This window comes from Hymenobacter roseosalivarius DSM 11622, from assembly GCF_900176135.1.
Classification (GTDB): Bacteria; Bacteroidota; Bacteroidia; order Cytophagales; family Hymenobacteraceae; genus Hymenobacter; species Hymenobacter roseosalivarius.
In genome coordinates this window covers 1-26,180 of record NZ_FWWW01000061.1, presented here as the reverse complement: position 1 = coordinate 26,180, position 26,180 = coordinate 1, and the positions used below count along the sequence as shown (strand labels likewise).

At 53.6% G+C, this 26,180-nt stretch carries 22 protein-coding genes; 10 read left to right on the top strand and 12 right to left on the bottom strand.

What is annotated here, in order from left to right:
* Positions 1-32: 32 nt before the first annotated feature.
* A complete protein-coding gene (locus B9A24_RS08855) occupies positions 33-1,526 on the top strand; it encodes an SDR family oxidoreductase (RefSeq protein WP_084444812.1) in 1,494 nt (497 codons plus the stop codon).
* A gap of 192 nt (positions 1,527-1,718) precedes the next feature.
* Here the strand turns inward: B9A24_RS08855 and B9A24_RS08850 are convergent, their stop codons facing one another.
* The 12 genes from B9A24_RS08850 to B9A24_RS08810 form a co-directional block, all read right to left on the bottom strand.
* Positions 1,719-1,949: a DUF2905 domain-containing protein gene (locus B9A24_RS08850; RefSeq protein WP_084444811.1), complete on the bottom strand. Its 231-nt coding sequence runs from the start codon at positions 1,947-1,949 to the stop codon at positions 1,719-1,721.
* Positions 1,950-1,960: 11 nt separating this feature from the next.
* The gene (locus B9A24_RS08845; RefSeq protein ID WP_084444810.1) at positions 1,961-2,560 is read right to left on the bottom strand and encodes a phosphatase PAP2 family protein; all 600 of its coding nucleotides are present in this window, start codon (positions 2,558-2,560) and stop codon (positions 1,961-1,963) included.
* Between the two features lie 229 nt (positions 2,561-2,789).
* Entirely contained in the window at positions 2,790-3,338 is a 549-nt protein-coding gene (locus B9A24_RS22315; protein ID WP_200813896.1) for a chromate transporter, read from the bottom strand.
* Between the two features lie 39 nt (positions 3,339-3,377).
* The gene (locus B9A24_RS22310) at positions 3,378-3,548 is read right to left on the bottom strand and encodes a hypothetical protein (protein WP_200813895.1); all 171 of its coding nucleotides are present in this window, start codon (positions 3,546-3,548) and stop codon (positions 3,378-3,380) included.
* Entirely contained in the window at positions 3,545-3,907 is a 363-nt protein-coding gene (locus B9A24_RS22305; protein ID WP_200813894.1) for a chromate transporter, read from the bottom strand. Before B9A24_RS22305 ends, B9A24_RS22310 begins: the two co-directional genes overlap by 4 nt.
* Before the next feature lie 12 nt (positions 3,908-3,919).
* A complete protein-coding gene (locus B9A24_RS22960) occupies positions 3,920-4,054 on the bottom strand; it encodes a hypothetical protein (RefSeq protein WP_262490591.1) in 135 nt (44 codons plus the stop codon).
* Positions 4,055-4,249: 195 nt separating this feature from the next.
* The gene (locus B9A24_RS08835) at positions 4,250-6,814 is read right to left on the bottom strand and encodes a type IA DNA topoisomerase (RefSeq protein ID WP_084444809.1); all 2,565 of its coding nucleotides are present in this window, start codon (positions 6,812-6,814) and stop codon (positions 4,250-4,252) included.
* Between the two features lie 237 nt (positions 6,815-7,051).
* A complete protein-coding gene (locus B9A24_RS08830; RefSeq protein ID WP_084444808.1) occupies positions 7,052-8,116 on the bottom strand; it encodes an SDR family oxidoreductase in 1,065 nt (354 codons plus the stop codon).
* A gap of 333 nt (positions 8,117-8,449) precedes the next feature.
* Entirely contained in the window at positions 8,450-9,211 is a 762-nt protein-coding gene (locus B9A24_RS08825; protein WP_084444807.1) for a carbonic anhydrase, read from the bottom strand.
* An 82-nt stretch (positions 9,212-9,293) separates the two neighbouring features.
* Positions 9,294-10,892 (bottom strand): SulP family inorganic anion transporter, encoded by a 1,599-nt coding sequence (locus B9A24_RS08820; RefSeq protein ID WP_084444806.1) that lies wholly within the window; start codon positions 10,890-10,892, stop codon positions 9,294-9,296.
* Between the two features lie 131 nt (positions 10,893-11,023).
* The gene (locus tag B9A24_RS08815; RefSeq protein ID WP_084444805.1) at positions 11,024-12,442 is read right to left on the bottom strand and encodes a sensor histidine kinase; all 1,419 of its coding nucleotides are present in this window, start codon (positions 12,440-12,442) and stop codon (positions 11,024-11,026) included.
* A 104-nt stretch (positions 12,443-12,546) separates the two neighbouring features.
* Positions 12,547-13,224 carry a response regulator transcription factor gene (locus B9A24_RS08810; protein ID WP_084444804.1) on the bottom strand — a complete coding sequence of 226 codons (678 nt, stop codon included), beginning with the start codon at positions 13,222-13,224 and terminating at the stop codon, positions 12,547-12,549.
* Between the two features lie 327 nt (positions 13,225-13,551).
* On the opposite strand from B9A24_RS08810, the gene B9A24_RS08805 reads away from it, so the two are divergent.
* The 9 genes from B9A24_RS08805 to B9A24_RS08765 all read left to right on the top strand — a co-directional run bounded on the left by B9A24_RS08805 (position 13,552) and on the right by B9A24_RS08765 (position 26,094).
* On the top strand, positions 13,552-14,334 hold the full coding sequence (locus B9A24_RS08805; protein WP_234997132.1) for a polysaccharide biosynthesis/export family protein: 783 nt from the start codon (positions 13,552-13,554) through the stop codon (positions 14,332-14,334).
* Between the two features lie 102 nt (positions 14,335-14,436).
* The gene (locus B9A24_RS08800; RefSeq protein WP_084444803.1) at positions 14,437-16,821 is read left to right on the top strand and encodes a polysaccharide biosynthesis tyrosine autokinase; all 2,385 of its coding nucleotides are present in this window, start codon (positions 14,437-14,439) and stop codon (positions 16,819-16,821) included.
* Between the two features lie 56 nt (positions 16,822-16,877).
* Positions 16,878-19,529 carry an oligosaccharide flippase family protein gene (locus B9A24_RS08795; RefSeq protein WP_084444802.1) on the top strand — a complete coding sequence of 884 codons (2,652 nt, stop codon included), beginning with the start codon at positions 16,878-16,880 and terminating at the stop codon, positions 19,527-19,529.
* Between the two features lie 40 nt (positions 19,530-19,569).
* Complete coding sequence (locus B9A24_RS08790; protein ID WP_143434857.1) at positions 19,570-20,376, top strand: hypothetical protein; 807 nt, start codon at positions 19,570-19,572, stop codon at positions 20,374-20,376.
* A gap of 69 nt (positions 20,377-20,445) precedes the next feature.
* On the top strand, positions 20,446-21,642 hold the full coding sequence (locus B9A24_RS08785; protein WP_084444800.1) for a glycosyltransferase family 4 protein: 1,197 nt from the start codon (positions 20,446-20,448) through the stop codon (positions 21,640-21,642).
* Positions 21,643-21,720: 78 nt separating this feature from the next.
* Complete coding sequence (locus B9A24_RS08780) at positions 21,721-22,992, top strand: O-antigen ligase family protein (protein ID WP_234997129.1); 1,272 nt, start codon at positions 21,721-21,723, stop codon at positions 22,990-22,992.
* A 4-nt stretch (positions 22,993-22,996) separates the two neighbouring features.
* Positions 22,997-23,950, top strand: a complete 954-nt coding sequence (locus tag B9A24_RS08775; protein WP_084444798.1) for a hypothetical protein — start codon at positions 22,997-22,999, stop codon at positions 23,948-23,950.
* A gap of 94 nt (positions 23,951-24,044) precedes the next feature.
* A complete protein-coding gene (locus B9A24_RS08770) occupies positions 24,045-25,226 on the top strand; it encodes a glycosyltransferase (RefSeq protein ID WP_084444797.1) in 1,182 nt (393 codons plus the stop codon).
* A 31-nt stretch (positions 25,227-25,257) separates the two neighbouring features.
* Complete coding sequence (locus B9A24_RS08765) at positions 25,258-26,094, top strand: glycosyltransferase family 2 protein (protein WP_084444796.1); 837 nt, start codon at positions 25,258-25,260, stop codon at positions 26,092-26,094.
* The last annotated feature ends 86 nt before the right edge of the window (positions 26,095-26,180 follow it).

Sequence of the window (26,180 nt, the reverse complement as noted above, 5' to 3'; positions counted from 1 at the left end):
CGGTTCTACCATCATTACCTTACGCCTTGCCCATGAAAATCCTGCTTACCGGTGCCAATGGCTACATCGGCCAGCGCCTGCTGCCGCTGCTGGTAGAGGCGGGCCACACGGTGGTGTGCCTGGTGCGCGACCCACGCCGCTTCACCCTGCCCGAGCGCCTGCGCGCCTACGTCACTGTGGCCCAGGGCGACCTGCTCCGGCCTGAGTCGCTCCAGGATTTGCCCCCCGACCTCGACGCGGCCTATTACCTGGTACATTCCATGAGCGGCGATGACCGCGACTTCGTGCGGGCCGAGCGCCAGTCGGCGGAGAATTTCACGCAGTATATCAACCGCACCACGGCCCGGCAGGTTGTTTACCTCAGCGGCATTGCCAACGACCGGGCGCTGTCGGCGCATCTGCGCTCGCGGCGGGCGGTGGAGAAAGTGTTGCAGAAAGCTGAAAAAGCGGCCGTCACGGTGCTCCGGGCCAGCATTATTATCGGGTCGGGGTCGGCTTCGTTCGAGATAATCCGAGACTTGGTGGAGAAGCTGCCGGTGATGATTACGCCGCGCTGGCTCAACTCGCGCTGCCAGCCCATTGGCGTCCGCGACGTAATGTTTTACCTGACTGCCGTGCTCGACAACCCCGATTGCGTGGGCCAAGGCTTCGACATCGGTGGCCCTGACGTGCTGACTTATAAGCAGATGCTGCTAGGCCTGGCTGAGCAGCGCGGCTACCGGCGCTATATTCTCACGGTGCCCGTGCTCACTCCCCGCCTGTCGTCGCTGTGGCTGTTTCTGGTGACGAGCACCACGTTTTCGCTGGCCCAAAGCTTAGTGGAAAGCCTGCGCAACGATACAATTGTGTCGACCAAACGCAGTATCGCGCAGGTGATCCGGCACGAGTGTATGGGCTATGCCGAAGCGCTAAAGCTGGCCTTCACCCGCATTGAGCAAAATGAGGTAGTCAGCAGCTGGACCGATGCGCTGAGCAGCGGCGTGATGGAGCGCAACTACATGGACTTCGTGCAGATTCCGCAGAACGGGATGCTCTTCGACCGCCAGCAAATGGCCTTTACCCGCGACCCCGACGAGGTGCTGGGCAACGTGTGGAGCATCGGCGGCGAAAGGGGCTGGTACAAGGTCGACTGGCTTTGGCGGGTGCGAGGGCTGCTGGATAAGTTCGTGGGCGGCGTGGGCTTGCGCCGGAGCCGCCGCTCCCCCACCGACCTGCGAGCCGGCGACCAGCTCGACTTCTGGCGCGTGCTCGTCGCTGACCGCCCCGGTCGCCGGCTGTTGCTTTATGCCGAGATGAAGCTGCCGGGCGAGGCCTGGCTCCAGTTTCGCATCGTGTCTGATGAAGCAACCGGTGGCCACCGCCTGGAGCAGCTCGCCGCTTTTCGACCGCGTGGTCTGGCGGGGCGGCTGTACTGGTATTCGCTGGTGCCTTTTCACTTTATCATTTTCAAAGGCATGGTAGAGAATATCGTGCAGTATGGTGCCGCGCCGGGCTTGACAGCGGTTCCCGAGCCGGCCAGAGGATGAGTGGTTTTTGACGCTCTTTATATCGACAGGCATTCATACTGAGCTTGTCGAAGCATCTCGTGTGCTGATGCTGGAGTAGTAACCAGACGTCAGCGAGCGAGGTGCTTCGCTTTGCTCTACATGACCGCCGCATAAAGCATAACCACCTCTTTCTATTTACCCAAGCTGCAAAAAAGCCCCCCACAGCTTCTCTCAGCTCCCCAGCCGCCGCACCACCCACAGGACCAAACTCAGCAGCAAGCTCAGCAGCAGCATCGACACCAACGGCATATACAGCCGAAACCCTGGCCGCTCCACGCGCACGTCGCCGGGCAGGCGGCCGAACCAGCTGAGCCAGTTGCCGCCCCCAAGCCACAAAAAGCCCCCCAGCAGCGCCAGGCCCAGGCCCAAGAAAAGCAGAAGCTTACCAAGCTGCGGTGTCATTGGGGTGTAAGTTAAACGCTTTCCTCCGTCAGATGCCCACCCAGACGGCTATAATACCGGCTTTCTGCCCGCTCGTACAGCCCTGCTACGCCCCAGGCCAGCCCTCCGCCCAGCACGACCCCGGCCAGCACATCGGACGGGTAGTGGGCTCCCAGGTACATCCGGCTGTAGGATACCAGGGCGGCCCAGATAATTACCAGCACCTTGGCCAACCAGAAGCGGCGCGGCAGCACCAGACCTAGAAATACGGCCACAGCCGTCGTGTTGGCCGCGTGCGACGACATGAAGCCAAATTGCCCCCCGCAGCCGTTCACTAGGTTCAGCGCGGCTGACAGCTCTGGGTCGTGGCAGGGCCGCAGACGCGCGAAATACGGCTTGAACAAACTGCTGGAAATATAATCGGCCAGGCCCACGCTAAGCAGCAGCATCGGAATAAGCAGCAAAGCCTGTCGCCGGTAGTGGTAGCCGAGCGCCGCCAGCAGCACCACGTAGGCCGGTATCCACACGAAGCGGTCGGTAAAAAAGATCATGACCTGGTCGCCCCAGGGCGAATGGGTCTGGTTGGCTACGAATAGTCCCCAACGGTCCAGGGTGTGCAAATACTCGATCAACGGCGTAAGCTAAAATAGCAGAAGAAGCAGTCGGCCCCTGACTAGGAGGCAGCTGCCACCTAGGTTACCACTTTCGTGCCGGGCTTCAGCTCCTCGGTGCCGCGCAGCAGCGTTTCCCCGGTCCACTGGGAACTGATGGCTACCAGATAATCAAAGAAAATCATAGATGAAGCCCAGCCCTTGCAACCCGAAACCCAGCGCCGCGCCGCCCAGCACCAGCCAGGCCGAATTAACTTTGTAGCGTAGCAGCAGCACGGCGCTGGCCAGGGCCAACAGCACCGTAGGCCCATCGACCACGGCCGTGCGACGAGATGGCCGCTATCAGAGCCCACGAAGCCACGTTCAGCCCATCCAGAAACGCGCCGGCCAGGGGCGACTGCCGCAGCCTATCAATCAGCGGAATGCTCAGGCCCACGAAGGCGAAGGCCGGCAGGAAGATGCCCACCGTGGCCACCAGCGCCCCGTGCCAGCCACTGAGCACGTAGCCCACGAAGGTGGCTGTGGTGAATACCGGCCCTGGCGTCACCTGTCCTACCACCACGGCGTCGAGCAGCTGTGCCTGCGTAAGCCAGTGGAAGCGCTGCACCAGGTCGGCTTCGAGGAAGGCCAGCAGCACGTAGCCACTGCCGTAGAGCAGGAAGCCGATTTTCACGAAAGCCAGAAACAAAGTCCCTAGCCCCAGCGGAGCGGAGCCCGCCGCGCGGCCCGCCCCGCCCGGCATCCCGAACAGCACCGGCAGCAGGGCCAGCACGGCCACAGCCCCGAAGAGAAGGAGCAAAGCGGGCGGCACCTTCCTGCTTTCCAGCGTGGGCCAGCGCTAGGCCAGCGCCCCAATGCCGACTCCGAATAACAAAAGCAGCTCATTGACGCCCAGCAGGCCCAGCACCAGCGCCCCGGCGGCCAGCAGCGCCAAGGGCCAGGTTTTCAGGGCCGAGGGGCCCAGACTCCAGAGCGCCTGCCCTACTACGGCCACGATAACGGGCTTCACACCGTAGAGCACGCCGGCCAGGGCCGGGCCGGCAGCGTGCCGAAGCGCACATAGGCCCAGGCAAAAGCCATGACGATGAGCATGGCCGGCAGAATAAAGCAGGTGCCCGCTACCAGCAGCCCCGCCCAGCCACGCCGCTCATAGCCGATATAGATGGCCAGCTCGGTGGAGTTGGGGCCGGGAATGAGGTTGGTGGCGCTGAGCAAATCGAGGAAGCGCTGCTGGGTGAGCCAGCCGCGGCGGCGCACTACTTCCTCTTCCAGCAGGGCAATATGCGCCGCCGGCCCGCCAAAAGCCGTGGTGCCCAGGCGCAGAAACAGCAGGGCCAGCTCGCGCAGGGAAGTAGGCGCCGTATTCATGCTTAGCGGCGGTCAGGTTGCTGCTGGAAGGCGGCGGTCCACTGACCAGCGCTCGCCGCCTTCCAGCAGCAGAAAAATACCCCCCAGCAGCGTGGCCCATTCGGTGGTGCGGCGGCCGTGCGGGAACTCCCAAAACCTATCGCTCATTGGTATTTCTATTTTGGTAGTGACGATAAAAATGTTCAGGGCATCCGTCTCGGGGCGGGCTTAATCCGGCGTCCGCTTGTCGAAGTATCTCGTGTGCTGATGTTGGATCACTACGCCTGCCAAACACGCGAGATGCTTCGACTTCGCTCCGCATGACCGCCTGTTTCTACTGTACGCGTCCTTTTGCAAGAGCACTTATTTCTTCTCGAACACAAACTCCACCTTGCCTTCGGCGGCCAGCTGCAAGGCGGCCTCAAACTTCTGGCCGGTGCGCTGGGACGTGAAGCCGCGGATGACGCCCGTTTTGCCCCGGCGCAGGAGCTGGGCAATCTGCGCCTCGGTGAGGGTGCGCCCGCACAGCTCCAGGGGCACCCGAAACTGGCAGTCTTCGCGGAAGCGGGAGCAACCGTAGGCCGTTTTGCCGCGTAGCATAGTACCCAGGCGGCACACCGGACATGGTATCTGCTGGGGGGCCTCGGTGGTGGCAGGCTTGCTTTCGGCGGCACGCACCAGCTCCAGCGTGTGCTGGGGCGTGAGGCGCACGGCCGCGTCAAATTTCTGGCCCACATCATCGATAAAGCCTTTGATAACGGGCGTCCGGCCTTTGCCAAGCAGAGCCGACACTTGTTTGTCAGTCAAAATCTTACCCTCAAACTGCCCCGGCAGCCGCAGCGCGCAGCCCTCGCGCCAGCGCGAGCAGCCAAAGGCCGTTTTGCCGCGCAATACGTAGCCCTGCCCGCAGACCGGACACGCACCCAAGCTGCCTGGTACGGCCGGCGCGGCCGGCTTGGCGGCCGTGGGGGGCTTTTTTCCGGCTGGCGCACTTGATTTTTGCCCCCCGGCGGCTGCCGCGCCCGGCGCGCTGACGCTGATACCGCGACCGGAACCGTCGGCTTTCACTTCCAACACCATCTCGCGCACCAGCGTTTTCAGCTCACCCAAAAACTGGTCGGAGTCGAGGTTGCCGGCTTCGATCTGGCGCAGCTTCTGCTCCCACTGGCCCGTCAGCTCCGCCGATTTGAGGGTGGGGTTGCGGATGAGGCCAATCAGCTCGACGCCAGTGGGTGTGGGCAGAATCTTCTTTTTGTCGCGCCGGATATAGCCGCGCTTAAACAGCGTTTCGATGATGGCGGCGCGGGTGCTGGGGCGACCGATGCCGTTTTCCTTCATGGCCTGCCGCAGCTCTTCATCGTCCACGTTACGGCCGGCGGTTTCCATGCCGCGGAGTAGCATCGCCTCCGTGTACTCGCGGGGCGGCTGGGTTACTTTTTGGTCGAGTCGGGGCTTATGGGGGCCATTTTCGCCCTGGGTAAAGGACGGCAGCACGGTGTTTACCACGTCGTCGTCGCCCTCGCCGGCCGCTTTGGGGGCCGATGGGGCCTGCTGTTTTTCCGGGTCGCCGTACACAATGCGCCAGCCAGGATTCAGAATCTGGCGGCCCCGCACCCGGAACGGATGCGCGGCGGCCTCGCCCGTCACGGTCGTGTTGCTGACTTCGCAATCGGGGTAAAACGCGGCCAGAAAGCGCCGCACAATGATATCGTACACGCTGCTTTCCGTGCCGCCCAGACCGCCGGCACTCGCGCCCGTCGGGATGATGGCGTGGTGGTCGGTGACTTTGTTGTTGTTAAAAACCTTCGTCGACTTGCGGATTTTGCCCTCCAGCAGTGGCGCGGTCAGGCCAGAATAGCCCCCCAGGCCGCGCATGATACCAGCAATTTTGGGGTACTGGTCGTCGGGCAGAAAGGTGGTGTCCACGCGCGGATAGCTCACGACTTTCTTCTCGTAGAGACCCTGCACGGTCTTGAGCGTGTCCTCGGCCGACAGGCCCAACTGGTTGTTGCACTGCACCTGCAGGGAAGTCAGATCAAAGAGGGAAGGCGGCGTTTCCAGCGCCTTCTTGATTTCCACACCCGTCACGGTGAAAATTGCCCCCCGCACGGCCGCCATACCCGCGTCGGCCTCTTCCTGGCTTACGAAGTAGCCGCGGGCCCTGAGGCGAGCCCTTTCGGCCAACACTCCGTCGGGCTCATCGTCGTCGGCCTTGCCTTTTTTGGGCGGCGCTACGTGGCTGAACATGGTGCCCCGGTACTCGGTACGTAGCACCCAATACGGCTCCGGTTTAAAGTTTTGAATTTCGTGGTAGCGGTCCACGAGCAGGGCCAGCGTGGGCGTCTGCACCCGGCCAATGCTGAGCACCTGCTTCTGGCCAGCGGCGTATTTGAGCGTAAACAGGCGCGTGGCGTTCAAACCCAGCAGCCAGTCGCCCACGGCGCGGCTTTTGCCGGCCTGGTACAAGCGGTCAAACTCGGAGCCCTCGCGCAGGTTGGCAAACCCCTGGCGGATAGCTTCTTCCGTCAGCGACGAAATCCACAGTCGCTTGAAGGGCTTGCGGTACTTGGCCTCGGTGAGCACCCAGCGCTGAATAACCTCTCCCTCCTGCCCCGCGTCGCCGCAGTTCACGACTTCGGTGGCCGCCGCGAGCAGGTTTTTAATCACGTTGAACTGCCTCACCACGCCATCGTCGCGGCGCATGAGTTTGATGCCGAAGGAGTCAGGCAGCATGGGCAGATCGTGGATGCTCCAGCGCTTCCACTCGGGGCGGTAGTCCTCGGGCTCGCGCAGTTGGCAAAAGTGCCCAAACGTCCAGGTTACCTGGTAGCCGTTGCCCTCGAAGTAGCCATCCATGCGCCGGTTGGCACCGAGCACGTTGGCAATTTCGCGGGCTACGCTGGGCTTTTCGGCTATGCAGACAATCACTGAGCTGAGTTGATTTAGTACGCTGATTTCGCTGATGCAGGCGTCAGCAGGGAATCAACAAAGATAAGGCGGGGAAAGGTCGCCTGACACGACTGGCTATATCGTCTGTCGGTTCGCAGTCCGACTCTATTAGTACTCCCAAAAAAGCCCCCCAGCTGCCGCGAACAGCAAACCGGGGGGCTTTTTGAGTATGAATCACCCAACTGCGCTGGCTTGGACCAGTCGGGCGCAGGCGCGTTAATGCACTTCGCGGGTGCCGTCGGGGTAGGTAGTGGTGCCATGCTTGGAGCCCCCGCCATTCTTCGACGACCCCAGCAGCGCCGCCGTGATGGCCACGCCAGCCCCTATGAGGGCCGCTGCCACCAGTGGATGCGTGGTAGCGGCCGTATAAAAGCTGCTCTCGCGGGTATAGCCGGGGTAGTTGCCGCGCTCCTCCAGCGTCCCCACGGGGCCGTCGAGGCCGTTCTGATCAAGTGCTTGGGCGGGGTAGTCGGCTTTTTCCTGCTTGGCAAACACGTTTTCCATAAACTTATCCACCAGGCTGGGCACCCAATGATTCAGGGCCGTGATGGCGCGGCCGCCACCGCCTACGGTTATTTCGCGCTCGGGCGTTTCGCAGCAGTGCAGAATGGCGCGGGCCACGGTTTCGGGGGCGTAGGCGGGCGGGGCGTGCTGGACTTCGCGGTCCATGAAGTTCTTGGCGTGCAGCGGGTAGGGCGTGTCAATGGCGGCCGGCTTGATGAGCGTGACCACCACGGGGGCCTCATCCATGGCCAGCTCCATGCGCAGGCCATCCGTGAAACCTTTCACGGCGTGCTTGCTGGCGCTGTAAATGGTTTGCAGAATGGCCGTGCTCTCCGACAGGATGCTGCCGATGTTGATGATGGCTCCGCCTTTCTGCTTCAAATGCTTCACCGCTTCCAGCGAGCCGTAAATCAGCCCCCAGACGTTGGTTTCGAACAGCTTACGCATATCCTCGATGGGCACTTCTTCAATCTTGCCATAAATGGATACGCCGGAGTTATTTACCCAGGTATCGAAGCCGCCGAAGCGCTCCTGCGCGGTTTGCGCGATGCGGCGTACGTCGTCCTGATTGCTCACGTCGGCCACGACGTAGATAGCCTTGCCGCCATCTGTCTCGATTTCCCGCGTGAGCTGGTGCAGGGCTTCCTCGCTGCGGGCCGCCAACACGAGGCTGGCTCCTTTTTTGGCCGCCATCCGGGCCGTAACCAGGCCAATACCCGACGAGGCACCCGTAATAACGATTATCTGGTCAGAAAGCTTTTTTAGTTTGGTTGTCATAGCGTTAGGGTTCGGTTTGTTCTTTTTTCTTACGGCATTGCCATAGGCAAGTGTTACGCTCCGGGCTTTTTCTATCAGGCTGACGCCGGAATTTTGACGGCCCGAGGGTGGGAATAAAGGCTAAGTACTTACAGTTTTCCGGCTACCAAATAGCCGCGGGCACTTACCATCCCATAGCAGCAAGTACCCGCGGCGGGGGGCTTTTTTCGACATAAAAAAACCTCCGCGACCAAATGGTTACGGAGGTTCCCAGTTGCCGATGTATCCCCCTCAGTTTACATCGGCTAGTGGTATCTATAAATGCTTGAAGGCTTGTCGAAGTACAGATGGCAGTTAAGCAACCTTCCGCATAGGGGCTTTGTTGTCGCGGCCTTCTTTACTGTTCTTCTCTTCAGCGGCTTTGGCTTCCGGGGCAGAGCCCAAGTCTTCCTTCGCCCCGACTTGGTCTTCTAACACTTCTTCGGCGTGCTCCATGGCTTTGGTGCCATAGATGTGCTCAAAGTCGGCCATCATTCCGTCGTTTATCTCCAGGTCTTTCAGCAATCCAACCTTGATATCATATACCAAGCCGTGCAGACGCGGAGGATTGTCACCTTTCATGGCATTCTGAATGATGTTGGTTTTGCCGAGGTTGCGCACCTGCTCAATCACATTGAGCTCTACCAAGCGTCGGAGCTGCTCCTCCTCGTTCTCAATGCGCCGGAACTCGGTTTCGTGCAGCCGAATTACGTCACGGATATTGGTAAGCCAATTGTCGATGAGGCCGTACTGTTTGCCGGCGGCTGCCGCGGCCACTCCGCCGCAGCCATAGTGACCGCACACGATAACGTCTTTTACATGCAATACTTCCACCGCGTACTGAAGCACCGACAGTAGGTTCATGTCGGTATTCACGACCATGTTGGCAATGTTGCGATGCACGAACATTTCGCCGGGGCCCGAGCCCGTAATGGCACTGGCAGGAACGCGCGAATCGGAACAACCAATGAACAAGTAGCGCGGCTTTTGTCCTTTAGAAAGCTTTTCAAAAAATTGCGGGTCTTGACTCCGCATTTGCTCCACCCAACGGCGATTATTTTCGAGAATCTCTTTCATCAGAGGATATGTTAAAACGTAAGTGAAGAACACTTATAGGAACTGACCTTGCTCAGGTCCTACAAGCTATTGAAGTCAACGATCAATGGCCGAGTATCGGTACTTCGGTAATGTTGCGCACTTCGAGGTTGATGTCGCGCTCGGCCGCCGTAATCCTAAAATTCTGGATAGCTTCCAGCACATCATAATCAATATACTCGGAGTCAGACCCGTCCAGAATCACATGCTTTCCGTAGGGAATTTGGTCGAGAGTGGTAACGATACTGGCCTTGTTCAGGAAAGTAACTTGCTCGGATAGCTTGATATGAACCGTGTTGGTATCCTGGCTTGGCTCGTCGTGGAAGTAGTAAGCCGACTCCAGATTGGCCTTCAGGATGTAAAATATGCCGACTGCTAACCCAAAGCAGACGCCTTTGAGCAAATCAGTGAATAGAATGGCGACTACCGTAACAACGAAGGGCAGAAATTGGGGCCAGCCCAAACGCCACTGGCTGCTATACAGCGCCGGCTTGGTGAGCTTAAAACCGACAATGAGCAGTATAGCTGCCAAAGCCGAGAGCGGAATCTGATTCAGGAAACCAGCCAGGAATAGCAGACTTCCTAATAAAAGCAGGCCATGAATGAAGGCGGAGACTTTGGTTTGCCCCCCAGCATTAATGTTGGCTGAGCTGCGTACGATAACGGCCGTAAGGGGCAAGCCACCGATCAGGCCACTTACTACGTTGCCAACACCTTGAGCCAAAAGCTCCCGATTTTGGGGGGTATGACGCTTGTGTGGGTCGAGCTTATCGACCGCTTCTACGCTAAGCAAGGTTTCCAGCGAAGCCACAATGCCAATAGTGAAGGCTACCACGTAAGTAGAGCCTCTGGTAAGGAAGCTCCAATCCGGGAAGTTTAGCTCCGCCACCAAGTCACTGAACGACGAGATAGTAGGCAGCTTTACTAAGTGCTCAAACTGTAACTGTAAGCTAGGTGCTGCCAGACCGAGCAGCTTATTCATTATAATAGATAGCGTTACCACTACTAAAGCACCTGGTACCAGCCGTACAAAGGACAATCGGCGAACAAATTTGGAATCCCAAGCTACTAGGATGAATAGCGAAACGGCTCCGATTATTGCCGAACCGGGCTGAATAGAGCGCCATGCCGCTCCAATGGCACTGAAAGTGTTTTCACCATTGAACTGCAAAAAGTTCATGTCCTCGAAATAGTCGCTATCAGCACCCAGAAAGTGTGGTATCTGCTTTAGAATCAGAATCAGACCAATAGCAGCCAACATGCCGCGAATGACGGACGAAGGAAAGTACATGCCGATGATACCGGCTTTGGCGAAGCCTAGTACCAGCTGAAGAATACCAGCCAGCACAGTAGCTGTGAGCACAGCTTCAAAAGAACCCAGCGTGCTGAGGGCAGACACGATAATGGCCGTAAGACCAGCGGCTGGACCACTCACACTTAACTGCGAGCCGCTTAGCCAAGAGACCAAAATGCCCCCCACAATTCCGGTGATAACACCCGCAAGCAGCGGCGCCCCCGAGGCGAGCGAAATACCCAAGCACAGGGGCAAAGCCACCAAAAACACAACCAGGCCGGCGGGCGCGTCTTTGGATATGGTGCTCAGATAATTAATGGCAGGAGCCTTCAAATCGGTTGAAGGCGTAGCTAGAGCAACTTTTGGCATAGAGGGAGATGCGTCGTAAGTACAACACTTTCATACGATACAAACCTATCTTCCAGTCGTTAAGACTCAGTTAAAATAGAATTAAAATAGGATTAAAAATTCTACGCTCGGAGCTTGCTTCATTCCGGCTGCTATGCCCTAACCTTGATTGCGGAAGAGACAGGCCAGTCCAGCCTCACTTGCGTACCAATATGCAGCTGGCTTTCTACTTGTATGGAACCACAGTGTAAGCTCATTATTTTGGCGGTAAGCGGCAATCCAATGCCATGCCCCGGAACATTGCGCACCGTTTCGGCCCGGAAGAACGGCACGAACACCTGCTGCCGGTCGGCTTCATTCATTCCCAGACCATAATCCAACACATCAAGCACAACCCGATTTGGGGTAGTGCTGAGCGTTGCCATAATGGGCTTATCGGAGCTGCGTGAGAACTTGCAGGCGTTTTCTAACACGTTGAGCACGGCAGCCAGCAGCAAGGCTTCGTTGCCACGCACTTCAAACGGTGTGACCCGGCCATCTTTGGTGTTCTCATTGAAGGCTAAGTCGATGCGGCAGGTAGGCTGGCGGCGCTGCATTTCTTCGTGGGCCTGGAGCAACAGCTCATCCAGCCGAACTAAGCTAAGCGTGATTTGCGATGGGTCGTCAGAGGCGCGCGCTATCTGGAGCAGGCCGTTGGTGAGGTTGCTGAGCAGGCGGGCCGCATCGAGCGTGCTGCGTAAGGTGCGCCGATACTCATCGGGCGTGCGCTCCTGCAGCAGGGCAACCTCCAGCTCCCCCATGAGGGCTGCCAGCGGCGTCCGCAGCTCGTGGGAGGCGTCGCGAACAAAAGTACGCTGCCCGGCAAACGCCGTCTCGAGCCGATCGAGCAGACTGTTAAAGCGCTGGGCCAGGTGCGACACTTCGTCCTGGCCGTCGGCCTGCGAAAGGCGGCGGTGCAGATCGGAGGCGGTAATGGTATCTACTTCCCGCACGATTCGCTGCATCGGCCGCAGGGCCTGGCGGGCAAAAAACCAGCCCCCAATACCGACTACCGTCAGCGAGGCTAAAAAGCCCCCCAGCAGAATACGTCGTAAATTACTGAGCTTCTGCTGGCTGTCAGCGTCAAGAGAAGAGGCAACTACTACAAAGTCGCCGCGCTGAACATCGTGGTAAAGTACGCCGATAGTCTGGCGGAAATTCTTCTCCTCAACGATGGGCTTCCGATTCCGGCGAACTGCTTTTAATAACTCCATCGGAACCGATTCTGACTGAATTTTCCCTTCCCGAAATACTACTTTATTCTGGGAATTATATACCTTGGCTTCCTCTTCGGGCAGCGTACGATAGAACTGCCGGAGGTAGCGCCGGTATGAGGCCCGGCTGGCGGCAGTCGCTCGGTTGGTACCATCCAGATAGACGTGGGCCACCACGCGGGTACGAGCCAGCAGATTGGCCGTAAAAAACTCCTGGCGGGATTGGTAGGTGAAATAGTAAATCACCAGCGAAAACACCATCAGCGTGACGGCCAGAATGGCAGCAAACTGTAGCGCCAGACGCGTCCGAATGGTCATAAGCGAATACTAAAAATAGTGTGCCGTCGCTATCCTGCGTGAGCAACACCCCTCACTACACGGTAAAGGAGACGCGAGCGGCCATCCCTAAAAAGCCCCCCGCCTTATGCTTCCTTCATCACGTAGCCCATACCTACCAAAGTATGGATGAGCTTGGGGGAGAAATCCTTGTCAATCTTCTTTCGCAGAAAGTTAATATACACGTCAATGACGTTGGAGCCCGTATCAAAGGACGTTTCCCATACCTGCTCCAGAATGTCGACCCGCGATACTACCCGCTCCTGATTGCGCAGCAAATACTCCAGCAAGGCAAATTCTCGGGCGGTTAACTGAATAGTCTGGTTGGCGCGCTGAACCAGCTTGCGGGCAGGGTCCAGGGTAAGGTCGGCCAGACGCAGGATAATTTCCGGTGAGGGGCTTTCGTGGCGCCGCCGCACCAGGGCCCGAATCCGTGCCAGCAGCTCCTGAAAGGCAAAAGGCTTCACCAAATAATCGTCGGCACCGGCATCAAGCCCCCGGATCTTATCATCCGTTTCGCCCAGCGCGGTAAGCATCAGGATGGGAACCGCCGAGTTCTGGGTCCGCACCTGCCGACACACGTCCAGGCCATTGAGCCCAGGCAGCAGATTGTCCAGAATCAGCAGATCGAAAGGTTCGGCCAGGGCCCGCCGCAAGCCTGTTGGGCCGTCGGCGGCTACCTCTACGCTGTGCTGCTGTTCCGTTAAGCCTTTTTGTAAGAAGGCCGCAACTTTGGGCTCATCTTCTACCAACAAAATTTTCATAGACAAGTATACGAATCACCTTTCAGGAACAACCATTTGCCCCCCAGGTGACGCCAATGAACGATTGAAAGCTGCTCTTGATCTGCCTATTACGAAACCTGCATGACGAGGCCGGAAACCTTAGCGTTGTAAATTCGTAACCAAACAGGATTGTTAAGTACAAAATTTTATTGCAAATATTTAACTATTTCTTGATATAGACGAAAAATCGAATTACTTTTACTATATAGTACTAAATAAGCTTGTCATTTTTACAGTTTCGCCTGCTTTTTGCTCCCACGTTTCATTCTTTTTTACTCTACTCTTCCCCGAACACACCCCTGATTTATGATCCGTCTCATCTACGCATTGGCCTTATTGGTCCTTGGCGGCCTCGCCTCCTGTGTTTCGACCAAGGATATTAGCTATTTACAAGACTCCAATTATTCCAGTACGCAAGCGAAAGCAGTAACCAACGAGCGTCAGGAGTACAAACTTGCGACGAATGATGTACTAAATATTACGGTGCAAAGCGCTCAGCCCGAACTGACGCAAGTATTTAATCTGAATAGCAGTCAAGGATCCTTTATTAACGGTGACCCCGGCTCCCAATATACGAATGGCTATGTCATTGATGCGGGGGGTAATATTACTCTACCTACGGCTGGTCGCCTTCCCGTTCGGGGGCTTACCGTTTCAGAGGCGCAGCGCGCTATCCAGAATGCGGTAAATAATTATGTGCGGGGGGCCACGGCCTCCGTCAAACTGGTCAGCTTCAAAATAACGGTTCTGGGTGAGGTTAGAAACCCAGGCTATTTCTTTGTCCAAAACCCGCAGGCTACCATCCTGGAAGCGCTGGGTCTGGCCGGCGACCTCACTCCTCTTGGCAACCGCCGTAACGTTAAATTAATCCGTCAGACCCCAACTGGCTCAGAAGTCGTATTACTGGACCTAACGAGACCTAATTTGCTTTCCTCGCCGTATTACTACCTACAGCCAAACGACGCGGTTTACGTTGAGCCGGAGTCTGCGCTCACCCAGCGGGCGAACATCAACAACTTGAGCATCGTATTTGCTGGCTTGACTACAATCGCCGTCATAGCGAACTTAATTTTAACCGCGAACAGGTAATACAAGCTACCTCCATCTCGTACTTTACTGATTCACAGCAGGATAAACAGTTAGTACGTATCTTGTATAAAAACGCGGGCTTTTCCCTTTTTAGTTACCTAGATGAATAAGCAAGAATCTTCGGATGAGCTAAACCTGAGCACTTTGCTCTTCAAATTCGGGCGCTATTGGTATCTTTTTGTCATTATACCAATCGTGTTGCTGGCGGCCACTTGGCTTAAAGTTCAGACCACGTCGCCCGTATACCGCTTCCATTCCACCCTACAGTTGGCTGATCGTGCCACGCCGGGCTCCCGTCAGGCTCAGGAAGTACTTACACCTAGTGAAAGCCGGAATGAATTAACCAGTGTGGAAGATGAGATAAGTGTGCTTACCTCCGCTTCGCTGGTGAAACAGGCCCTCGATAAGCTCGACTTTGAGGTGTCGTATTTCGACGTTACTAACTCCTTTGTTAATAAGCTTGGCGACCTAAGAGTGCAGGAGCATTATCAGGATGCCGGCTACACGGTAAAACTTGATACAATTGCCCCCCAGGTAACTGAAGTACCGCTGTATTTGGAGCTGCGCCCCGATGGGCTATATCATATTCAAGGTGAAGCCGATAAGGCGTATCTGACCGATATGCGCACTGGTGCTGTCTTGGAAACCGTTGACAACTTCACTTTGAACGAAGTAGTACGTCCAGGCCAGGTTTTGCGCACGCGATATTTGACGCTTACCATTACGCCAACCGATTCTATTAAGGGCTTGCCTGAGGTAGCAAAGCGTTATTTCGTTCTCAACCATCCGCAAGCTCTGCTCGGCGAATACCAAGGTAAATTAGTAGTAGAGCCTACCGAGCGCTTCGCCCGCGTACTCCGGCTTATGAGCAAAGGCTCTGTAGCTGGCAAAGAAACCCGTTTCCTGAATACCCTCATGGAAACGTATGTACTTAATGACCTAACTGATAAGAACCGCAAAGGCAGTAAAACCTTTGAGTTTATCGAGTCACAAATCACTAAGGTTGCCGATTCTCTCCGGCGTTCAGAAGCCGCCCTTGCCTCCTTCCGTGCTTCGCGCGGTATGGTTGACGTTGGAGCCCAATCAAGCTCGGGAATAGGCAAGATCAGCGAGCTGGAAAACCAGAGGGCTCAATTGTTGACTACCCGACGCACGTATGAGAGTGTGCTGAGCGCTCTTCGTACTAATTCCAGTGAAGAGGCCGTTAGTACATGGGCGAGTGCTGGGGTAAATGATCCGGTGCTCGATAGCCAGCTAAGCGACCTGGCACAGCTTACCAGCCAACGGGCGGGTTTGGCCGTAAGCGCCAACGACGACAATCCGGTGTTGCAGGCCCTGGACAGCCGTATTCAGAGCCGCCGCCAATCCCTCCAGCGCAGCCTCACCGGGTTAATACGTTCCTCCGATGCAACATTGGCTGATATAAGCACTCGTCTGGGAACCATTAAAACCGCCATCAATCAGATGCCGGAGAATCAGCGCCAAGAGGCTCGACTGCGCACTCAGACTACGCTGAATGATCAGAACTATAACTTCCTGATGCAGAAACGGACGGAGGCAGCTCTGATGCTGGCGACTAACGTGAGCGACAAGAAAATAGTAGACCACGCCCAACAGTCTGATAGTGCGCCGGAAAGTCCTAAAGGCAAACAATTATATATGTTTGCTGTACTAGCCGGGCTAATGCTGCCTGCTGGCTTTCTTTTACTACGTGACCGTACCGCCCAGACAGTACAAAGCGCTGACGAGCTAAAACGTGTTACAAATGCTCCGTTTCTGGGGCTGATAGCTGATGCCGGGCGTAAAATTCGATTGGCTCGTATGGAAATGCCGCGTTCTGCCGTTACCGAGTCATTCCGTACGGTACGTGTAAATCTGCAATATGTAGCAGCTGGTCCCGATCGACGTGTTATTGGCTTTACTTCCTCAACTTCTGGCGAAGGCAAGACATTCTGCTGCACTAATTTGGCTGCCGAACTTGCCCTTTCCGGACGACGTACCATCCTGATAGAAACGGATATGCGTAAGCCTACAGTAGCAGGCTACTTCGGTTTCGACTCCCGTCATGCAGGTTTGTCGTCTTACCTGAATGGGGAATGCACGTTAGCTGAAGCTATACAGCAGCCAGATATTCCAAACCTGACGATTTTAGCGGCGGGTCCCATCCCGGAAAATGCATTGGAGCTACTGGAAATGCCCCGCATGGCTACGCTGATAGCTGAGTTGCGTAAATCATATGATTATGTAATTGTGGATGCTCCTCCTCTGGGCTTAGTATCAGAGTACTACATTCTGAATCAATACACTGACGTAACGATCTTTGTGGTTCGTCATCGCTACACGCAGCGTAATATGCTTTCGCAGGTACAGGAACTGGCCCAACGCCAAACTGGCAACCAACAGGTCTACGTATTACTAAACGGCGTTAATTTCTCATCTACTTACGAGTACCGCTACAAGGGCGAATCGGCTTACTACACAGCCTAGATTCGCTATGAGTAACTGTCAACCTTGACGGTTTTGCTCCCAGATTTCCTGTATCAATGAGCCAGAATCTATCCTCGCGTATCCTGCACAGCATTAAATGGACCACAACGGCCACCTTCGCGATTGCCGCGATGCAGGTAGGCTACAGTGCCCTGATGTCGCGCTTGCTTACTCCAGCCGATTTTGGCTTAGTGGCTATGGCTGGGGTTGTTTTAAGTTTTGGAGGTTATTTCGCTCAAATGGGCTTAGAGCAAGCGCTAATTCAGCGTACTGAGCTAAGCAATGAGGATGTACGCGTAGCCTTTACAGTCTCCGTTCTGCTAGGTATCACCTGTACAACAATACTTTGGTTTACGGCTCCTTTAGTTCCGCTCTACTTTCAGAACCCGCATGTTGTACCTATTCTGCGGGTAATGGCGGTGAGCTTACTAATCACTGGCCTGTCGGCTACGGCTATTAGCTTACTCAAGCGCCGCATGGCCTTCGAGACCCTAAGCAAAATAGAAGTTGCCTCCTACATAATTGCTTATGGAGGTGTAGGCCTAGGAATGGCGTTCCGTGGCCACGGCGTATGGAGTTTGCTCGGAGCAACAATTACCCAAGGGGTGTTATTAGGTATACTGGCCTATTGGAACGTTCGCCACAGCATACGCCCCCTTTTCAGCTGGGATGTATTCAAGCCTTTGTTCGCGTTTGGTGGCCGGGTTTCCGTTATCAGCTTCCTAGAATTTCTCGGAGCCAACCTCGACCAATTATTTATTGGCCGATTGTTGGGCGTACGCATGGTTGGTATTTACAACCGGGCATTTATGCTCGTGTATCTACCTGTGCACAATATGACGACGAGCATAGCGCGGGTGCTTTTACCAGCTTTTAGCACCTTACAAAACGACCGCAAGCGATTAAGTCAAGCGTATCTTACCACACTCTCTCTTACCAGCTACGTGGTGTTGCCTACTTGCCTAGGTATAGCCACTACGGCTGAGCCTTTGGTAAAAGTGATGCTTGGTGACCAATGGCTGGAAGCAATTCCTATTGTCAAGATTGTAGCCTTTGTTGTTGGGCTAAATATGCTATCCACTTTTGGAGGAATTCTATTTGAATCACTGGCAGATCTCAACTTCAAGCTGGCCCTGCAAGGAGGATATGTAATTATTCAGGCCTTGCTTATGATCTATGCAAGTCGCTTTGGGCTGGTAGGTTTGACTAGAGCAATGCTGATAGGTGAGATATTGCGTCATTTAGCTTATCTTATAGCAGGTAGACGCCTCCTTAGCTATTCCTTTTTCGATATCGTATCGACCTACCTGCCAGCCACTGTTACGGCTCTTGTTGTTGGTTTAGCTTCTTATGGACTGACCAAAGTCTTCGCCGGTTCGGGAGTACCCGCCTTAGTGCAGTTGCTGGCTCACATATTGCTCTGTGGATTCTTACTGATTGGTATGCTAACAGTTAGCATCAATCGTCCTATCCGCATGCAACTTGATGAACACGTATTGAGCAAACTCAGCTTTTTACAGCAGTCGCGTTCTTTTAGTCAGATGCGTCTGTCGGTGGCTAAAGTACGGGTACGGTTAGCGCAAATACTGCAACGTAAGCTCTTGGGCTCTATGGTTGGCAACCTGCCCGTTACCGCGTTGCGCTCTTTAGAAGAAGTCTGTGGCTGGGATGATGTTCGTCCTCACGTTCGCACGATGCGTACGTTATCGGCACCAATTACACAGCACTATTCCTTTCCAGCACATTACCCTCCATATTTTCGTCGTAATAAGGCCTTCGAAGCTCGATTAGCATATTGGCTCCGCGATGTATGCGTCGCACCAGCTAATGGGCTTACCTGGCTTCCTGAAGCCGATTATGTACTCTCCGAAAGCATCGGAGATGTGCGCCGCCTAATGGGCTGGGGAAATATTCTGCCACACTTACACCTGCTTCACTCTCGCCGGCCTACCCCTCTTGAAGAGAATGGGCTAGTAGTAGCTGCTGCGCCAGCTCCTTTTTTTCACTGGATTTTTGAGACGCTTCCCAATTTGCTCACCGCGCTAGAACTAGATCCTAAGGTGCGCATCTTGCTACCTGCACAGTACCCTAACTTTGTGCGTCAAGCTCTAGAAGTACGACTAGGGAACGATTTTGATCAGCGAGTAGCTATTGCTGAAGGACCTGTACGCATTCCCAATCTTTTGCTTCTGCAAACAGAAGTTGATGCAGGGTTTATTCCGCCTATCGCGGTGGATATCCTCCGCAATTCCTACCTTCCTAATCACTCCACATTACCGGCTGGCCACCGCGACCTCTATATATCGCGACGCTACGTTCCCCGGCGTGCAATGTCCAATGAAGCGGTATTGGAGGAAGCCCTCCGCAAGCGAGGCTTCGATATTGTGTATAGCGAGCGACTTTCCTTTGCCGACCAAGTAAAGCTGTTCAGCCAGGCCCGAACGGTAGTAGCGCTTCATGGGGCTGGTATGAGCAATATTGTCTGGGCACCCGCAGGCTTGCAGGTGCTGGAGATTTTTCCGAATGGTTATTTTAATGACTGTTATGCCCGGCTAACAGTGCAGCTTGGTCATGGCTACGACTACGTTACTTGTGGATCGTCGCAGGGAAAGACGGCTTCCGGCACGATTTCAGTTGCAGATGTGGTGGCCCGCCTGCCTTTAGTCCCTGCCTCTCAACCCGTAGGCTTAGCATCTGCTCTTCAATAGAGGCAAGGCTTTAGGCTTTCCTTCTAATTATTTGCACTTGATGAAACCTAATTATTCCATCCTAGTTAGCAGCACCGATTCTTATTCTGATTGTTGGGGGCCATTTTTTACACTATTCAAAAAGTACTGGCCTAGTTTTAAAGGTCGGATTTTCCTGAGTACTGAAACCAAAGACTTCTCTTTTCCAGGTCTTAATATCACCTGTACGCGCGTTGCGCGCTTTACGGGGAGACCCGATACACCGCATGGTTTGCGCTTGCTGGAAGCCTTTAAGCAAATTGACACTGATATTGTAGTCTATTTGCATGAGGATATGTTTTTGGACCGCTTGGTGCCCGAAGAGAAAGTGCAGCAGATGGTTGATACAATGCTTGAGCATGAAATCACCTACATAGGTTTGGTAGAGAGCGGCAACCAAGGTCCATTTCATCCAAGCCAGTTTCCTGATTTGTGGGAGGTAGATCATGCAGATGACTACTTGTTCAGCGCAATGGCTTCCATGTGGAATATCAGGCGGATCGGACGCTACTTTCGCCCTCATGAAAACCCATGGCAGACAGAGTACTATGTCAATCGTCGAGTAAGACGCACAAGCGAACGGTTCTATACAATTAATCGTGACCTGTATTCTTACCCCACTCATGCCGTTATTCCATTCGCTCCCATTACGGGTATCTACCGGGGCAAGTGGCATAGGGAAGCAGTAGTAGATCTGTTTGCAGCAGAAGGAATAGAGATAGAATATGCTGAAAGGGGATTCTACACGCCGAGTACAGACGATGATGCACCACCACCAAAGGAGTTTTCCTTCAAAAAGTTCGTCTCCGTTATTAAGTCCCGAATATGATGAATGTCATAACCAGCTTCTGCCTAGACGACCTATTTGCTCCGGCTACTTGACTCTTGCTTTTACGCTATGAAAATTGGGCTTTCTACGACCATTGATGTTACTGCGCTACGTTCGCATTTGAATGTAACGGCAGAGGATGTCATACCTAGCGGCATGGGCGGTAGCGCCATTACGCCGTTAATACAAGGGTTGTTGGAAGCGGGCCATCAGGTATCTGTCTATTCTTTAGATCCAAACGTAACCACACCAGTAATCTTACGCGGAACTCAGCTCACGGTCTATGTGGGCCACTTCCGCCCCCGCGCCCGACATCGCTGCTTCGACCTATTTAAGCAAGAAGGCCAGGAGTTGGCCCGCTTCATTCATCAGGATCAGCCTGACATTGTACATGCTCACTGGGGATACGAGTTTGCGCTCGGAGCCTTATTAAGTGGCTATCCTCACCTGATCACACTTCATGATGATCCGTGGCTTATTCTACGGTATGTACCAGATCTCTATCGAGTAGCACGGCTGTTGCTGAAATTACGGATTTTGCGTAAGGGCAAAAACTTCACCGCTGTTTCACCATACCTAGCCGAGGCGCTGGAGAGCCCTACTCGTCGGCCAATAGTAATACCAAATGCCGTATGGCCAGCGCCAGGCTATGTACACTTATTTCCAACTGGCCCTCGCCGACGCATTGTGTCAATGATTGCGGAGTGGTCGTCTCGTAAGAATGTAAGCTCGGCTTTGTTGGCTTTTCGTGAAGTGCGTCAGCAGTTAGGACCTGGTACTGAATATTGGTTATATGGTACCGATTATGATTTGAATGGACCTGCTCATCGCTGGGCCAAAGCGCATGGTGTCGCAGACGGAGTTCGTTTCGCTGGCAAGGCTTCCCACACCGAAATGACAACCCTTTTGCCTGATTTCGACGTAATGCTACATCCATCACGCGAAGAATCATTTGGGCTGACGCTTATTGAAGCCATGCAAGCCGGTGTGCCTATAGTAGCGGGAGCAGAATCAGGAGCAGTTCCCTGGGTGCTTGCCAACGGAAAGCGTGGAATACTGACTGATATCAACTCGCCTGCGGCAATAGCTACTTCTTTGTGTCATTTGCTGACTCAGCCTCAACAATACGAACAGCTAAGTAAACAAGGGATTACAAGTGTACAAGAGCGGTTTTCGATTCCTATCGTTACCGCAATGTATGAGGAGCAATATCGTCGCGTATTGGGTCAAATTGCCCCCCAGTCTGTCTCTGCCTTATCTTACTAGTTTGCGTCAACTACGATTACTGCCATGAAGCTACGATATCGACTTCTATATGCTCTTCCCCTGCTGGCCATATTGATATTGGACCTTCTGTTCTCTACCCTTATCACTGGCCGCATAGAGACCGATGAAATGGGGCGGGCTGCACCATCGCCGCTCGATGGCTACTCTCCTTTAGTCATTGCTGGCTGCATACCCTTGAGCATTCTTTTATATAAATATCTAAGTGGAATCGCACGCTATGTATTCTGGTGCGCTTTAGCTGGCATAGGCCTCCTCATGGCCGAATCGTATTTGCTTTATGATGTACCGTTTGTTTATCCGCATGTATTTCAGAAGATCATGGTGCTGTTCACACTACCCGCCATCTATGGAATCTATACAATAATTGGGCGTATCACCCTTCCTGATCTTATCGGAATGATCTGGATAGCCTTGGTTCTCAATGTAAGCATTATCAATCCTGATGCCCTTAGCATGGGAGCCTTTGTCAACCACGAACGAGGGTTGGTAGCTTCATCCGTCTATCTACTGGTTTTGCCTTTGCTCTTTCATTTTAATACCTACCTGCAAACCCTCAAACCACTTCAGCTAGCACTTTTTTTCGTGGCTGCAATAACCATCCTATTTTTTCAGCACCGTACGGTATGGGTAGTGTCTGTTATTTCTTTGGCTATCAATGTTATACTACTACTTGGCAAGGAACGTCAGCGTCTGAGCTTTAAGGCTCTGTTGCCTTTATTTGGTATCCCTGCGATAATTTTATTCCTAACCATAACAACGTTAGCGGTGTCAAATCCTAAGATTTTAACCAAGATAGCTGATGATATAGCCGATATTGAAAATCACGATAAGCAGGGAACCGGAGGATGGCGAGCCGAACAGGCGCGGTCTTACTGGCCTTTTATTGTTGATAATCCAGTAGCTGGTATGCGGTTCAGAGGATTTGAATTACCCATTCAGTTTTACGATCCTGACCAACCAACCCTCGTTGTTTTCCCCGACGGTAATGGACACTTCTTACATAGTTTTTACATCGATGCCTTATTCTATTTCGGAATAATCGGACTGATACTGCTATCTATGCCGCAGTTATATGCGGGGCTTCTACTGCTAAGGCGCCCTGCCACAGATGCCGAAACTCTGACGTGGTGTCTCTTCATTGCTACTAGTCTGGTGTACGGCTATTCGTATAGCTTGCCGCCTTACTTCTATGGCCTGGTAGGTTTTGGTTTCTATCGCATAAAAACCTTGGTGGCTCTCGCTGCTACTCCTGTACCGGAAAAAGAGGTTCCAAGCTCTATCGTCAGTACTACTCGTCAGGACGAACCAGCCATTCATTATTCCGCTTGATTCCATGCTCGTCAATTCTTCTGCTCATTCCGCCGACGCGACGAATGGTTCAGCACCTCGCTCGGCAGTTTTATTCTTAGTATTTAACCGTCCTGATGTCACGGAGCGTGTGCTCGCAGCCATTCGTGCCGCACAACCTCCCCGCTTATATATTGCTGCTGATGGTGCCCGTCCAAACCGGCCAAAAGAGGCAGCAGCCTGTGAAACGGTACGGCATTTAATAGAAACCGGGATAGATTGGCCCTGTACTGTTCATACCCTTTTTCGCGAACAAAACCTCGGCTGCCGTAACGCAGTGAGCACAGCCATTGACTGGTTTTTTCAGCATGAAGAAGCCGGTATCATTTTGGAAGATGACTGCTTACCTCACTCCTCTTTCTTCACTTATTGCGAAGACCTACTGCACCATTATCATGACGACACGCGGGTAATGCATATAAGTGGCAGCAATATTATGCGTGGTTGGGTTCATGACTCTGACTACTCTTATTATTTCTCTCATCATACGGCTATTTGGGGCTGGGCGACCTGGCGCCGGGCATGGCAGCATTATGACGCAGCTACACCATTACTGCCCGAAATTCAGCGAAAAAACTATTTGTGGCGCCGTTTTTTCAACCCGCTGGATGCCCGTATGCTGCTTCGTCCGCTTTGGGCTACGCATAATGGTCAGCTTGATACCTGGGATTATCAGTGGTCTTTCATTATGCTTGTGCAATCAGGCCTGAGTATTATGCCCAATGTCAATCTGATAAGTAATATTGGCTTTGGAGGTGAAGCCACGCACACTTTTAACACCTCTCATCCTTGGGCTAACCTTCCCACTGAGCCGGCACCAAGACCCTTACGTCACCCAAGCTTCGTGATCCGCGACACCATTTCCGACTACCGGGAGCTTCGTGGTACCCTTCGCGATAAGATTATGGCCCGTTTGCGTTCGGTAGCCGCAATGCTCTGAGCGCCAAACCTATCAGATCAACGGACTATCCATCGTTACTGATAGCTTATATAATTACGAGTAATAATTCGAACGTTCAGCAGATTGCGATTCCATGTTTTCTTCTACCCTACCGGCTCCTAAAGTACTTCACATACTACACTCGTTGCGTTTTAGCGGGGCTGAAGTAATGTTACGCTTAGCTGCTCCTACGGTACATGCCCAAGGATATGCTCAGCATATTATAGCCGATGGAGCCACGGCGGGTGATTATGCTTCTACTTTGCAGGAGGCAGGTTTTACAGTATACCACAGGCCTTTCTCTAAATGGTCAGTTTCGCATTGGTGGGATTTGTATCGCTTCCTTAAAGAGAAGGAGTTTAGTGTCATCCATAACCATACAGAACAAAATTTTTTCTGGTATTTACTTGTAGCTAGGTTGGCAGGCATTCCCCGACTTGTTTCAACTGTACACAGTGCCTTCAACTTTAAGGGAGAAGTACGGTTACGCCGTGGCACTTATCGTTGGATAGCCAGACGTTTGCTTGGCACGACGTTTACGGCCATTGGCCCATCAGTAGCTCAGGTAGAGGCTGAAACGTATAATAATCCGACAGTGCTTGTTCCTAACTGGCTTGACGAACAACGTTTCATACCGGCGCGAAACGCAGCAGAAAGGACAGAGGCACGTCAACATTTCGCCATCCCCGATAATACAGTTGTCTTGATTTCGGTGGGAGCCTGCACCGAAAACAAAAACCACGGAGCTGTTTTAGAATCGTTGGCCGCTTTGCGCTTAAAAATATCGCAGCCTATTCTATACCTACACGTAGGAGAAGGAATGACACACCTTGCCGAACAGAATCACGCGAAGCAACTAGGAGTAGACGACATTACCACATTTGTAGGCCAACTCCATAATGTTCGTCAAGCCTTATTGGCAGCTGATGTTTTTGTAATGACTTCGCTTCTGGAGGGCCTTGGCAACTCCTTGCTTGAGGCGTTAAGTTGCGGTGTGCCAGCAGTTGTATATGATGTTTACGGTCTGCGTGATTTAGTAATCGAAGGCAAAAGTGGCCGATGCGTACCTCCTAATGTACCATCTCTTACTCAGGCGCTATTACAGATGATCAATAGCCCTGACTTACGCCAGTCATACGGTATAGCCGGCCGGAATTTTGTTCATGAACACTACTCCATGCAGGATTCTCTTTCCCGTCTGCTTCCGCTATATGGAAAGGAGACAGCAAGTGAGTCCGAGGTATCGAAATCGCTTACCTATTCGGTTGTTAGCTAAATCACACGCTGCCAGCCAGCTTTCTTTTCTTATGCTCTACGTTGTCATTCCGGTTTTCAATCGTCTCTCCTTTACTATAGCCTGCCTTGACTCGTTGCGTCAGCAGACTGATCAAGATTTTAAAGTAGTAGTAGTAGACGATGGCTCTACCGATGGTACCGCTACTACTTTAGCTGCCAAGTATCCTGAAGTAAAAGTACTCTTCGGCTCCGGTTCCTTGTTTTGGACTGCTGGTGTAAACCTGGGCTTGCGCTATGCCTTAGATCAAGGGGCCGATTGGCTAATGACTATGAATAACGATGTTATCGTTTACCCTGATTTCGTAGCTAACATGAAAAAGGCGGCTAGTAGCCGTCCACCGGCACTTTACGGCGCTTATGAGTTAGACGCTGTTACGCAAGAGCCGATTTATAGTGGCGGCTGGAGCAGTTGGGCCACTGGTAGCTTTCGGCGGCTACTGGATGATCTGGCACCAGACCAGCGTCGGGGGCAATGGCCTAGTCAGAACTTACCCGGCCGAGGTTTGATGATTCCTCGCGTTGTATTTGATCGGATTGGCTTGTTTGCGGCTGATGTCCTACCGCATTACTATGCTGATTACGATTTCACGCATCAGGCTCGTTTAGCTGGTTTCGAGGTGTACATGAATTTTGATGCTCGCCTTGGTACGTATCCTGATGAAAGCGGCGACCAGCATAACCGTCAGCGAAAGAGTTTACGCAATTACTATAATCACCTGTTCAGTATAAGAGGGGGAGCCAATTTGCGCGACTTCACTCAATTTGCCCGTCGTAACTGCCCACCTTTTTATCTGCCCCTTTTTCTGGTAACTGGATACACGCGTCGAATCCTCGGTTATTGGCGATAAACGCTAGGTTTCGCATAGGCACACAGTAGAAAAAGCCCACCGTACCGTACCACCCGACCTACCGTACGTCGGTACGGTACGGGTAC